At 35.0% G+C, this 13529-nt stretch carries 9 protein-coding genes and 3 tRNA genes; 10 read left to right on the top strand and 2 right to left on the bottom strand.

Annotated features, from left to right (window positions below; translation table 11 throughout):
- Position 1: 1 nt before the first annotated feature.
- The 9 genes from nhaD (at position 2) to NO995_RS03230 (ending at position 6122) form a co-directional block, all read left to right on the top strand.
- Positions 2-1399, top strand: coding sequence for a sodium:proton antiporter NhaD (gene nhaD, locus NO995_RS03270; RefSeq protein ID WP_258226236.1), 1398 nt, complete (start codon positions 2-4; stop codon positions 1397-1399).
- 52 nt (positions 1400-1451) lie between these two features.
- On the top strand, positions 1452-2153 hold the full coding sequence (locus tag NO995_RS03265) for a MotA/TolQ/ExbB proton channel family protein (RefSeq protein WP_188214739.1): 702 nt from the start codon (positions 1452-1454) through the stop codon (positions 2151-2153).
- Positions 2153-2548 carry a biopolymer transporter ExbD gene (locus NO995_RS03260; protein WP_188223425.1) on the top strand — a complete coding sequence of 132 codons (396 nt, stop codon included), beginning with the start codon at positions 2153-2155 and terminating at the stop codon, positions 2546-2548. Before NO995_RS03265 ends, NO995_RS03260 begins: the two co-directional genes overlap by 1 nt.
- Before the next feature lie 129 nt (positions 2549-2677).
- The gene (locus NO995_RS03255) at positions 2678-3526 is read left to right on the top strand and encodes an energy transducer TonB (RefSeq protein WP_258226235.1); all 849 of its coding nucleotides are present in this window, start codon (positions 2678-2680) and stop codon (positions 3524-3526) included.
- 4 nt (positions 3527-3530) lie between these two features.
- On the top strand, positions 3531-4748 hold the full coding sequence (locus tag NO995_RS03250; RefSeq protein WP_258226234.1) for a folylpolyglutamate synthase/dihydrofolate synthase family protein: 1218 nt from the start codon (positions 3531-3533) through the stop codon (positions 4746-4748).
- Positions 4749-4810: 62 nt separating this feature from the next.
- A tRNA-Val gene (locus tag NO995_RS03245) sits at positions 4811-4885 on the top strand.
- A gap of 96 nt (positions 4886-4981) precedes the next feature.
- A tRNA-Val gene (locus tag NO995_RS03240) sits at positions 4982-5056 on the top strand.
- Positions 5057-5148: 92 nt separating this feature from the next.
- Positions 5149-5223, top strand: a tRNA-Val gene (locus tag NO995_RS03235).
- A 164-nt stretch (positions 5224-5387) separates the two neighbouring features.
- Positions 5388-6122, top strand: a complete 735-nt coding sequence (locus tag NO995_RS03230; RefSeq protein WP_240571916.1) for a LuxR C-terminal-related transcriptional regulator — start codon at positions 5388-5390, stop codon at positions 6120-6122.
- Between the two features lie 162 nt (positions 6123-6284).
- Here NO995_RS03230 and murF read toward each other — a convergent pair whose 3' ends face one another.
- Positions 6285-7565: a UDP-N-acetylmuramoyl-tripeptide--D-alanyl-D-alanine ligase gene (gene murF / locus NO995_RS03225; protein WP_258226233.1), complete on the bottom strand. Its 1281-nt coding sequence runs from the start codon at positions 7563-7565 to the stop codon at positions 6285-6287.
- 94 nt (positions 7566-7659) lie between these two features.
- On the bottom strand, positions 7660-9351 hold the full coding sequence (gene gldJ / locus NO995_RS03220; protein WP_258226232.1) for a gliding motility lipoprotein GldJ: 1692 nt from the start codon (positions 9349-9351) through the stop codon (positions 7660-7662).
- A 265-nt stretch (positions 9352-9616) separates the two neighbouring features.
- Between gldJ and porU the strand changes: the two genes are divergently transcribed.
- Complete coding sequence (porU, locus tag NO995_RS03215; RefSeq protein WP_258226231.1) at positions 9617-13501, top strand: type IX secretion system sortase PorU; 3885 nt, start codon at positions 9617-9619, stop codon at positions 13499-13501.
- Positions 13502-13529 lie beyond the last annotated feature (28 nt).

Below are 13529 nucleotides of genomic sequence, written 5' to 3'. Positions count from 1 at the left end.
TATGGAAACAGCGATTATTTTAGTATTTGTATTAGGCTATTTGGCCATTACTCTTGAACATAACTTAAAAATAGATAAACTTATCCCGGCATTAGTAATGATGGCTATTTGTTGGGCTTTAATATCTTTAGGTTTAGATAGCTTTCCAAATTGGTTCGATTCTGCCAAACATGCCTTGTTAGATGGTTTTGGCGATTTTGGTCATGATGAGAAGCTTCACCTAATGGAAGAAACTTTATTACATCATTTAGGTAAAACAGCAGAAATCTTAGTATTCCTTTTAGGTGCTATGACTATTGTTGAAATTATTGATTATTTCGATGGTTTTTCAACAATTAAAAGCTTTGTTAAGACAAAGAAAAAGAGTAAAATTTTATGGATTTTCTCAATTTTAGCTTTCGTATTATCTGCAATCATCGATAACTTAACAGCAACAATTGTTTTAATTTCAATTCTTCAGAAAATAGTTAAAGAAAGAGATATTCGTATTTGGTATGCAGGTTTAATTATTATTGCAGCTAATGCAGGTGGGGCTTGGTCTCCAATTGGAGATGTTACTACAACCATGTTATGGATTGGTAAAAAAGTATCTTCAGATCATTTATTTGTTTATCTTTTTATTCCATCATTTTTATGTATGGCAGTGCCTTCTTTTATCGCGTCATTCCTGCCAGTATTTAAAGGTAATTTAGAAATAGAAGAGGATGAAGACGATAAACCAAAGTCGAAGTATAGTGCAACGATGTTATATTTAGGTTTAGGTGCTATTGTGTTTGTGCCTGTATTTAAAATGGTAACGCATTTACCTCCATACGTAGGTATGATGTTATCTTTAGGAGTAGTAGCTGTTTTTGCTGAAATATACAGCAGTTCAAAATTCAGTATGACTGAGTTTGGAGCCGAGGAGAGTGATGCACATGCACACCATAGTCCGGTTCACCATTCATTATCAAAAATTGAGTTGCCTAGTATTTTATTCTTCTTAGGTATTTTAATGGCTGTTGCAGCTTTAGAATCTTTGGGGATTTTATTCAATTTCGCAGGTGCATTACAAGATACCATGCCAATGTTAGGAACTGAAATTCACGTAGGTGAAGGCGTTTCAGATTTAGTGGTGTTATTATTAGGAGTAGGCTCTGCAGTAATTGACAACGTGCCTTTAGTTGCAGCGTCTTTAGGGATGTTCCATGAACCAATGGATAACGAATTATGGCACTTTATAGCTTATGCTGCTGGAACTGGAGGGAGTATGTTGATTATTGGATCGGCGGCTGGAGTTGTAGCCATGGGAATGGAAAAAATTGACTTTTTCTGGTACTTTAAAAAGATTTCTTGGTTAGCTTTGGTAGGGTTCTTAGTAGGTGCAGCTGCATTTATGGTAACCAGAACATTGTTCTAACATACTTTTATTAGAAAACCAACGTTATACAATTGCCCAAAAACTTAATTATATGCTTAACACTTTATTACAAAACACTCAAGAAGGCGCCGAGTTATTAACCGACGAGGTACCTGTTGAAAAAACACTCTCTATTATTGAGCTTATCAGTAGTGGAGGTGTTGCTGGTCAAGTAATTATTCTACTTTTGTTTGTGTTGCTTGTTGCAGCGATTTACATTTATTTCGAGCGTTTGTTTGCCATTAAGGCTGCCGCTAAAATAGATGCAAATTTTATGAATCAAATTAAGGACCATGTAACGCATGGTAAAATTGATTCAGCACAACTGTTATGCGCTCAGGCCAACTCGCCGGTATCAAGATTAATCAATAAAGGAATTTCAAGAATTGGAAAACCACTTGCCGACATTAATACAGCTATTGAAAACGCTGGTCGATTAGAGGTATACAGTTTAGAGAAAAACGTAAGTGTGCTTGCTACGATTTCAGGAGCAGCACCAATGATTGGTTTCTTAGGAACGGTTATTGGTATGATCTTATCTATCTTCGAGATTGCTAACTCAGGTGGTCAAATCGATATTAAACTGTTAGCTGATGGTTTATATACAGCGATGACAACTACGGTAGCAGGTTTAATTGTTGGTATTGTCGCTTATATGGCTTACAATCACCTGGTAGTTAAAACGGACAAAGTGGTGTACCAGATGGAAGCACACTCGGTAGAGTTTTTAGATCATTTAAATGAGCCTATTTAATGAATTTAAAAGGAAGAAATAAAGTTACGCCAGAGTTCAGTATGGCATCAATGACAGATATTGTATTCCTGTTATTGATATTTTTCATGTTGGCCTCTACTTTAGTAACAACTAATGCTATTGATATTTTATTACCAAAAGCGAGTGGTAAAACGGAGAATAAAAAATCAATTGCTGTTAGTATCAAGAAAGATTTAACCTATTATATAGACCAAAAACGTGTTGGTGAAAGTGTTTTGGAAAACGAATTGTTAGCCTTACTGTCTTCAGAAGAAAAACCAACCATTGTTTTAAGAGCTGAGAAATCGGTTCCTGTGGAAAATGTAGTAAAGGTTATGGATATTGCTAATAGAAACAAGTTTAAAGTTATTCTGGCGGTAAGACCAAATAACTAAGGTTTCTAAAACTCGATAACACTTAATTATCGAGGTGACTTATAAAAGAAATGTCTATGGTTTGTAGACTTTAAAATCATGGACATTTCTTCTTTTTAATACATTAAAAAAAGATATTAAAATTAACTGATGAAATATTTCGAAACCAAGCACGAAAAAGATTCAGCAAAGTTAACAGTTTTAATTACTGTTATCCTTTTGTTATTGTTGTTTGTTGTAGGAGCTCCTTATATGGATCCGCCTGAGGAATATGGTGTTGCAGTTAATTTTGGAACTACCGATTTCGGTTCAGGAACGGTTCAACCTTTAAAACCGATAAAATCTGAACCTAATGAAATCAATCGTCCAACCGAACCTGAAGTTACTAAAACAGAACCCACAAAAGCCGCTGTGGCAAAAGAAGAAGTTTTAACGGCTGATAATGCTGAAGAAATAGCTATCAAGAAGCAAAAGGAAGCAGAAGCTAAGGCGCAAGCTGAAGCCGATGCCAAAGCAAAAGCAGAAGCAGAGCGTGTTGCAAAGGCAAAGCGTGAGCAGGAAGAAAAGAAGAGAAAGCTCGATGCGTTAATAGGTGGGGTTAGTAAATCTGAAGGAACAGCAACAGGAGGAGAAGGAGACGACAATAAAGCAGGCGATAAAGGTCAGCTTGATGGCGATCCGTATGCTCCAAGTTATTTTGGATCTGGAGGATCAGGAAGTGGTGGTGTAGGCTACGGGTTAAATGGAAGAGGAAAAGCTAGTTTTAAAACTTACACACAAGATTGTAATGAATCTGGCATGGTTATCGTTGAAATTGTTGTTAACCAAAATGGTAATGTTATTGAAGCTAAACCAGGAGCGAGAGGAACTACTAATACCGCAGCTTGTTTACTGGAACCAGCAAGAAAAATTGCCTTATCTCATAAATGGCAAGCAGACTCTAATGCGCCTACAAGGCAAATAGGGTATGTAAAAGTAAACTTCAAATTAGGTCAGTAATATCATGACATATCAAGATACAATCAATTGGATGTTTACCCAACTACCAATGTATCAGCGCCAGGGCCAATCGGCTTTTAAAAAGGACTTATCGAATACCATTAAACTGGTTGAAAAGTTAAATCATCCGGAACGCAATTTTAAATCTATTCATGTGGCTGGGACCAACGGAAAAGGTTCTACAAGTCATATGCTGGCATCCATTTTACAGGAAGCAGGCTATAAAGTTGGCTTGTACACATCTCCGCATTTAAAGGACTTTAGAGAGCGTATTAAAATTAATGGTAACGTGGTTGGCGAATCATTTGTTATTGATTTTATTGAAGAAAACAAACCATTTTTAGAAAGCAATCAGTTGTCCTTTTTTGAAATGACTGTTGGTATGGCTTTCGATTATTTTTCGAAGGAGCAGGTAGACATTGCGGTCGTTGAAGTGGGTATGGGTGGACGATTAGATTCTACTAATGTCGTTACTCCGGAAGTTTCGGTGATTACCAATATAGGTTTAGATCATACACAGTTTTTGGGAAACACACTTGATGCCATTGCTTTCGAAAAAGGAGGGATAATAAAGCCGCATGTTCCTGTAGTAATAGGAGAAAAGCAAAAGGAGACTACAGCTGTTTTTGTAATGTTAGCTCAGGAAAATCAATCTGAAATTATATTTGCAGATCAACAACCGTCAAAAACATACGTTTCAGATTTAATTGGAGATTACCAGTCGAAGAACATAGTAACTGTTCAGCAAGCTATAAAACAATTACAATTAAAGGGTTTTAATATTTCAGAAACACACATTACTGAAGGATTTAAACATGTTGTTGATAATACGGGCCTATTAGGGCGTTGGCAAACCTTGCGAACAGAACCTAAAGTCGTTTGTGATACCGGGCATAATCGAGACGGACTTACTTACGTGATGAAACAACTATCAAAAGAAACTTTTGATACCTTGCATATTGTTTTTGGAGTGGTAAATGATAAAGATATTAGTTCCATTATCGATTTACTACCCAAAAAAGCGGAGTATTATTTTTGTAAACCAGATATTCCTCGTGGTTTAGATGCCGAAGTTTTAATGAACACTTTCGCTCAGCATAATTTGAGAGGTCATGCATATGGTTCTGTTAATGAAGCGTATAAGTCGGCTTTAAAAAAAGCCGGAGAAAACGATTTTGTTTTTATTGGGGGAAGCACTTTTGTTGTTGCCGAAATAATTTAAATTTTTACAAAAAATGTTTTTGTAGAATCAAAAACTAGCTTATATTTGCACACCTAATTGAAGGGCGCGTAGCTCAGTTGGTTCAGAGCACTTGGTTTACACCCAAGGGGTCAGGGGTTCGAATCCCTTCGCGCCCACAAAAGTTCAAAATACCTGATATAAGAATCAGGTTTTTTAATGACATATTGTGAGGCTAATTTCAATTGAAAATTTACTCAAACCCGAAAATATTCGGGCGCGTAGCTCAGTTGGTTCAGAGCACTTGGTTTACACCCAAGGGGTCAGGGGTTCGAATCCCTTCGCGCCCACAAAAGTTTAAAGCTTAAATAATAATTAAGTTTTAATGACATATTGAAAGATTAATTTCAGCTAGAAATTATCTAAAAACCCGAAAATATTCGGGCGCGTAGCTCAGTTGGTTCAGAGCACTTGGTTTACACCCAAGGGGTCAGGGGTTCGAATCCCTTCGCGCCCACAGAAAAATCCTAAAGTATATTATACTTTAGGATTTTTTATTTTATACCATTTTTTATTTGTAGTAGGCTTTTATCTTACCATTCAGCATATTTTTAATACATTTAGAATAACACATAAATTGCTATTATGGATTTAAATGAAATTAAAGGGGTTTACAAAGAAGTGTTCCGGTGTTACGAACATCCTTCTTTAGAAGAGCATATTCAAAAAATTATAGAGTTAGATGAGTATCTTCCTTATAGTTCTACATTTTTCTGTATTACCAATACTCGAGATCTTACTTTTGAATATGTTAGTAAGAATATGACTGCTTGTTTAGGATTGGATAAAAATTTATTCGATTCTCAAGGTATGCGGTATTTTTGGGCGAGAATGCATCCAGATGATGTTGAGCAATGGCTTCAGGCGTTAAATGAGTTAATGAAATTTACATTAAGTGAAATAGCTTTGGAAGATAGAAGTAAGATGAGTTATACCTGGAACTATCGTTTAATGAACGGAGATGGTATTTATATGAATATAGTGCAAAATACCACGCCTATTGAGTTTGATCTTGCTAATAAGCCTATAATTGGTTTAGCGCATTATACTGTATTGGCTCCGGAAATTAAAATGAGTATATGTGCTACGGCTAAGAAATTGAATGATAAAAATGAGTATGAAACGGTATACTTTAACAACTTTTCTCAAAAGTTATTAACAGATGCAGTAAGTAATCGAGAACGAGATATTATTAGATTATTGGTACTGAATTATTCCAGTAAAGAAATAGCAGAGAAGTTAAATATAAGTTCCAATACAGTTGATACTCACCGTCGTAATATTTTGAAAAAATTCAATATTTCTTCCACAGGAGAGCTCATCGGAATTATAAAAATGAATAATAATATCATTTAAAAGTCATTTTTAACACAGTTCCTAGTTGAAAATACTCAAATTGAGTATTGTTCTACAATCGATAAAATGCAATCTTTGCTAAGCTATTAATTAATTCTTAGGGAGAGTTAAGTAAATACGTGCCTGTTATATTTATATATTTCAGGCACTTTTTATATCTGATTATAATAAGTCTAGTATTCTTTCCATAGCCATACCTCTTGAGCCTTTTATTAAAAGCGTACTGTTGTATAAATCTGAAATGTTCATTTTAGATTTAAAGTCTTCAAAGGATTGGAATTTTAACAGGTTTTCAACAGTGGTTTCAGTGTTAAAGAAATTTTCTCCAATAACAATTACCTTGTCAATGTTAAGAGATGTTGATAACTTAACAATGTTTTGATGTTCTTCTTTAGCTTGCTGGCCAAGTTCAAACATATCTCCAATAATGGCTATTTTATTAGTATCCTTTAGTTTATCAAAATTGGAAAGTGCTGCTAGCATACTTGTTGGATTTGCATTGTATGCATCCAGTATGATTTTACAGGTACCTTTGTTAATAACCTGTGAACGATTATTGGTTGGAGAGTAGTTTTCAATTGCAGATTTTATATTATTATCTTCAACTTCAAAGTAATTTGCAATGGTGATTGCGGCTGCAATATTATTGAAGTTATAAGCACCTATTAGCTGACTTTGTATGGTTAAACTGTTATAAGTAAGCTTAACATTGGGCTGTGCTTCAATAAAATTGATAATAACATTGAATTCGTTCGTGTCTCCAAAAACGATTCTGTTAGTATTTGCTGTTTTTTCTAGCTGAATAGAGTCATTACCGTTAACAAATATGGTTTTGTTGTTTGAAATGAGATAGTCGTACATTTCACTTTTTCCTTTAATGACACCTTCTACACTGCCAAAACCTTCTAAATGGGCTTTTCCGAAGTTGGTGATATAGCCATAATCGGGTTGGGCAATAGCACAAAGCATTTCAATTTCTTTTAAATGATTTGCTCCCATTTCAACAATGCCTATTTCGGTTTCTTTATTCATGGATAAAAGCGTTAATGGCACTCCAATATGATTGTTTAAATTACCAATTGTTGCTGTTGTTTTAAATTTTTTAGACAGCGTTGCGTTAATTAATTCTTTAGTTGTGGTCTTGCCATTGCTACCTGTTAAAGCGATGATAGGAAGTTTTAAATAATTTCTATGATATGTTGCTAAGTTTTGCAGGGTTTCAAGAACATTATCAACAAGGATGGTGTGTGTAGATGTGTTGAATGCTTTGTCATCTATAACACAATATTTAGCTCCATTTTTTAGTGCTTGTTCCGTGTAAGTATTACCATTGAAGTTTTCACCTTTTAAAGCAAAAAACATGTCGTCATGTTCAATTTTGCGGGTGTCGGTACTTACTTTGTGACATTCTAAGAAAAGACTGTGTAATTGTTCTATTTTCAATGGATAAATTGTTTTTTTAATTGAAAATTAAAAGTATTAAAAAAGTCCTAACTGTGGGTTAGGACTTTTAATATTATTTCAACAAGTTGTTTAACTAGTTTTTAGTTTTGAATTTTTGTTGAGATTTTGAACCTACTCTCGACATAGCACATCTAAACCCGATGTAATCTGTTGCCATATCTTGCGGGTAGTAACGACGTTGAGAAGGGTCTAACCAGTATTCTCTGTCTTTCCAAGAACCTCCTTTGTAAACTCTAACTTCGTCATTAATTAAAGAGGTTCTGTTATTAGATTTATCGTATTCTCTAACAATATTACCTAATGAATCTCTTGTTACAACGTTTTTAGGAGAGTTGTACATTTTTCTAGTAAGTGCATCTGCATTTTCTTCACCCTCTTCGTCATTAAAGCTTTCGAAATAGCGAGAAGATCTTCTGTCACCATCGCGATAGTTTACTTGATTACTCTTATCGAAGTTAGTACGTAAATAGGTCTCATTTTCGTCAACAGGAACTTGTAAAATTTCACCCGGAAGGTTTCTTGCAATAATTTTTCCGTTAGAAAGTGTATCGTAAACAATATCTTCAGGAGTAACTACTTTTACAGTACCATCATCGTTTAATGCGTTTTTAGTATAAACGTTACCACGGTAGTAGTTAAAATCGTTGAATTCATCATCAACAATAGGACGGTAAACATCGGCAACCCATTCTGCTACGTTACCAGCCATATCGTATAAACCGTAATCGTTAGGCTCGTATGATTTTACAGCGTTTGTAATATCTGCACGGTCATCAGACCATCCTGCGATTCCACCGTAATCACCTTTTCCTTGTTTAAAGTTAGCTAACTGATCACCACGGTATTTACGTTTTCCGTTACGTGTGTATTGTCCATCCCATGGATATTTTTTACGCCCACGGTATAAGTTATAACTTCTAATTTCACTTAAACCTAAAGCAGCATATTCCCACTCTGTTTCGGTAGGGAGTCTGTACTTCGGTGTAATAAGTCCGGTTTCTCTTGTTGCATAGATGTTAGTTTCATTGCCTTCAGCATCCGTTCTGGCGTATCTATTTCTTCCTTGATTAGGGTTGATTACTTCTTCATTACCACCATACGTTAAAGTAGGAGAATTGATGTAAGTATCTGTATTAAACGTGGCATCAGCACCAACATCGGTAATTTTAGCATCACGTTTTAAGTAACCAGCTTGTTCTAAGTTGTATTCGTTAACACGATCTGTTCGCCAGTTAGCGAACTCAACAGCTTGAATCCAGCTAACACCAACTACAGGATACTCACCATAAGCTGGGTGACGCAAGTAGTTGTCTGTCATAACTTCGTTATACCCTAAACGGTTTCTCCAAACTAAGGTGTCTGGTAAAGCTCCGTGATAAATGGCTCTGAAGTTTTCATCTGAAGGTGGATAAACGCGTTTAATCCAATCTAAATACTCCATATACATGGCATTAGTAACCTCAGTTTCATCCATATAGAACGATTGAACGTGTTGCTGGTTTGGCGTATTGTTCCAATCGTGCATTACGTCGTCCTGTACTCGTCCTTTGGTAAAGGTACCTCCTTCAATAAAAACTAAACCAGGAGAAGTTTCCTGCTCTTTAAAGTCTGTATTGTATTGAAAACCTCCTTCACGTGAGTTGATTTGCCATCCCGTAGCTCTAGAAGTGTTCTTCGAGCTCGATGATTTTTTACAACTAGTTATGGTCGCGGTTAGGGCTAAAACTAGTAAAACCTTGAATGCTACTACTTTTTTCATATTCATACGTTTAAGTAAGCTAATAATATTTTTGGTGATGCAATATAAGAATTAAACCTAACAATGCAAGCTCTTTTTTACATTTTACCCAAAAAAATGTGCATTTCAACCTATTTTTTGGTTCTTACATCGATGTTTTTGAGGTTTTTCGATCTTATTTTGTGTTTTATTAACGTGTGTATTGCTAAATTATTATTGTATTTTTGAATCAGTTTTTAAAATTGTAGGCTATAGTCATACTATATAAGGGTTATTCACGTTATTTTTAGCAATGAAAGAGAAAATTTTACTCGTCTTATTATTTATATGTGTTTTTGCTTTTGGGCAACAAAAACAGTTTACCATTACATGGGAATCTTCTAAAAAGATTTCCAGTGATACCTATTCTATAGAACTTCCTGGTTTTAACGATGAAAATTTTAGTTATGATTTTTCAGAAGGGTTACAGTTTGTTTCGCAGTGGGTTACTTCTGGAGTAGTTAATGAATCTTCTGTTGCTGTTAGTAATGTGGTATATGCTTCAATTTCAAAACAGGAATTCAAAGATTTAGATGAGTCAACTATTCCATCAAAATTAAAATTTAGTTTAAAAAATGCCATAGCTCGAGATAAACGTTATGTGCTTTTTCAAATATCACCTATAATAAAGGATACAAACGGAACCTATAAAAAGGTTATGTCTTTTCAAATTAATTATACACTTGGAGGCAGTACTTCGAGAACTAATGTGTCTAGTAAGACTTATGCAACTAAAGCCAGAACTAATTCGGTGCTTAGTAGTGGAGAATGGTATAAGTTTTATGTTGATACAACAGGGGTGTTTAAACTGTCGAAAAGTTTTTTGCAACGCTTGGGGGTAAATGTTAATAGTGTCGATCCAAGAACAATAAAGTTATATGGTAATGGAGGACGAATGATTCCGTATTCTAATGCAGAACCTTATCCTTTCGATGTTCAGGAGAATGCCATAAAGTTTGTAGGGGAAGAAGATGGCGTGTTTGATAGTAACGATTATATCTTGTTTTATGCTCAAGGACCTCGAATGTATAATTCTGAAAGTAATACCAATATTAATTGTTATACCGATAAGACTTATTATTATATAAATGTAAGTTCTGGCTCAGGAAAGCGCATTCAGCCTTTTACCCAACCAACAGGAACCGTCGATATGGTTATTAATACCTATCAGGATTATAAATTCTATGAAAAGGACGAACATAATATTGCATTTTTAGGGCGTCGTTGGTTTGGTGATCGTTTTGACGTGGATAATAGTAAAACGTATTCGTTTGAATTTCCTGATTTAGTAACGACCGAGCCGGTAACTTTAAAAGTTTATGTTGCGGCAACATCAGGTTCTATGAGTTCTATGGCACTTACAGTGAATGGATCTCTTATCACTACTATGAATTTAAGTGGAGCAAGTTCACCGACTTTAGCAAGTGGTGCATCATATTTTAATGATATTACGGTGAATTCTTCTACCTTAAATGTGGGGCTTAATTATAATAATCAAGGCAACCCAAGTGCTGTTGGGTATTTAGATTATATTTCTGTTGAAGCAACTCGAGCACTTAAATTCTATAATAAACAGTTTCAATTTAAAAACGATGTGGTAGCATCAGCTTCGGGAATTGGAGAATATCAAATTAGTGATGCTTCCGGGATTTCAGAAATTTGGGATGTGACCGATATATTTAATGTGTTAAACTATGAGCATGCTGAACAAGCATCTACATTAAGGTTTACTGCAACATTAGGTGAATTAAAAAACTATGTAGCTGTAACAACAAGTGACTTTTATGAGCCTAAATATGACACAAATACAACAGTAAGTAACCAGAATATTAAAGGAACTGTTTTTCGAAATAGTCTAGGAGAACTGCAGGATGTAGATTATATTATTGTTTCACCAAATAATATGTTAAGTCAGGCTAATCGGCTAGCTCAGATAAATGCAAATCAATATGGTTTGAATGTTAAAGTCTTTGGTTTAGATGAAATTTATAATGAATTCAGTACAGGGAATCCGGATATAGGGGCTATAAGAAATCTGGTGAAGTATGTTTACGATAACCCTGTTAATCCTGGAGGTGAAATAAAATACCTGTGTTTATTTGGAGATGGCTCTTTCGATTATAAAGATAGAATTCCTAATAATACGAATATTGTACCATCATGGCATTCCTATAATAGTTTCAACTTGACTAATTCGTATATCTCAGATGATTTTTATGGGATGATGAATGAAAATGAGGGAACGATGTTAACAAGTGATAAACTTGATATTGCAGTTGGAAGGATTATTGCCGATAACCCTCAACAAGCGAAAGAACTTGTTGATAAAATAGAATCTTATTACTCAAAAGAAGCTTACGGAAGCTGGCGTAATAACTTTGTAGTTGTTTCAGATGATGTCGACCAAGATTGGGAAGGCATTTTACAGTCTACTACCGACAATCTTGGTAATATGGTAACCGAGGCCAAGCCTTTTATGAACATAGTGAAAATTCATAGCGACGCATTTAAGCAGGAAACTTCGGCAGGAGGTGAGCGTTATCCTCAAGCTAATACAGAGTTTTTAAATGCTATTGATAATGGGGCTTTAGTAATTAATTATTTTGGACATGGTGGTGAAGATGGTTTAGCGCAGGAACGTATTTTAACCAAACCGAATATTGAATCTTTCAGAAATTATAATAAACTCAATTGTTTTGTAACGGTAACTTGTGAGTTTACAAAGTTCGACAATCCATACAGGCAAACAGCAGGCGAATTTACCTATTGGAATAAAGAAGCAGGAGCTATTGGTTTAATCACGACAACCCGACAAATATTTGTGAGTTTTGCTATCGCTTTTAATAATGTTTTGGGGCAATATCTTTTCTCTTTTAGCGATAATGATACTTATGGTGATTTTGAATATCCGTCTATGGCAGAAGCCTTGCGCCTGACAAAAAATGACCCGACGTTGTCAGGGCAAAGTCAGCGTCGTTTAATATTTTTCATTGGCGATCCGGCTATGAAATTAGCTTTTGCTAAACCAAATGTTAGTTTAACCAAAATTAATGATGTACCAATTACTCAGGCGACAGATACTTTAAAGGCCCTGAGTTATGTTAAATTAGCCGGAGAAGTAACCGATTTGTCAGGAAATATTCTTTCTAATTATAACGGGGTTCTGTCTTCGACAATTTATGATAAGGACATTGATAGACAAACTTTAGCTAATGATGGGACAACATTGAACGGACAATTAGTCAAGTTAAATTTTAAAACCTTAGGTGAAGTTATTTTTAGAGGTCAGGCATCTGTGACTAACGGTCAATTCGAATTCGATTTTATTGTACCAAAGGATATTGGTATTCCTGTTGGTTCTGGCAAGGTGAGTTTTTATTCAGAAAACGGCGCGCTGTTAGAAGATCAGACAGGTGCGAGTGTTGATATTGTTAAAATTGGTGGTTTAAATGAAGATGCTGAGGAAGATAATATTGGGCCGGTTATAACGCTTTATATGAATGATGAAACCTTTGTTTCAGGAGGCATCACAAACGAATCGCCAACTTTACTGGCTAAATTAGAAGATGCTAACGGTATTAATACGGCGAGTGGCATTGGTCATGATATTGTGGCTATTATTGATGGTGACGAAACGAATCCTTATATATTGAATGATTATTATCAAACCGAGTTGGATGTATATACTAATGGAACCGTGAGTTTTCCATTCCGTGATTTAGAACCCGGATTACATACCCTGACACTTAAAGCCTGGGATGTTTATAATAATTCTTCAATAGCCGAAATTCAGTTTGTGGTTTACGATCAGGATCAGGAACTGGTAATAGATAATGTCTTAAATTACCCAAATCCATTTGTAAATTACACCGAATTTTGGTTTAATCACAATAGTTCGGCACCTTTAAACGTTTCTATACAGATATTCACGGTTTCAGGAAAATTGGTGAGGACCTTAAATGGTCAAACATCAGGGGGTGGAATTGTAAATAGCACCCTTTCAAGAGATATTGTATGGGATGGTCGTGATGACTTTGGGGACAGAATAGGAAAAGGTGTGTATATTTATAAATTAATTGTACAGTCTGAACTGTTAAATAAAAAAGTTGAAAAAATAGAGAAACTAGTAATACTTTAATAAAAAATATAATTGTAGAATTAAAACC

The organism is Aestuariibaculum sp. M13, from assembly GCF_024723255.1.
In the GTDB taxonomy this organism is placed as follows: Bacteria; Bacteroidota; Bacteroidia; order Flavobacteriales; family Flavobacteriaceae; genus Aestuariibaculum; species Aestuariibaculum lutulentum.
The sequence above is the reverse complement of the archived record's forward strand: the minus strand, read 5'-3'. Positions and strand labels throughout refer to the sequence as shown.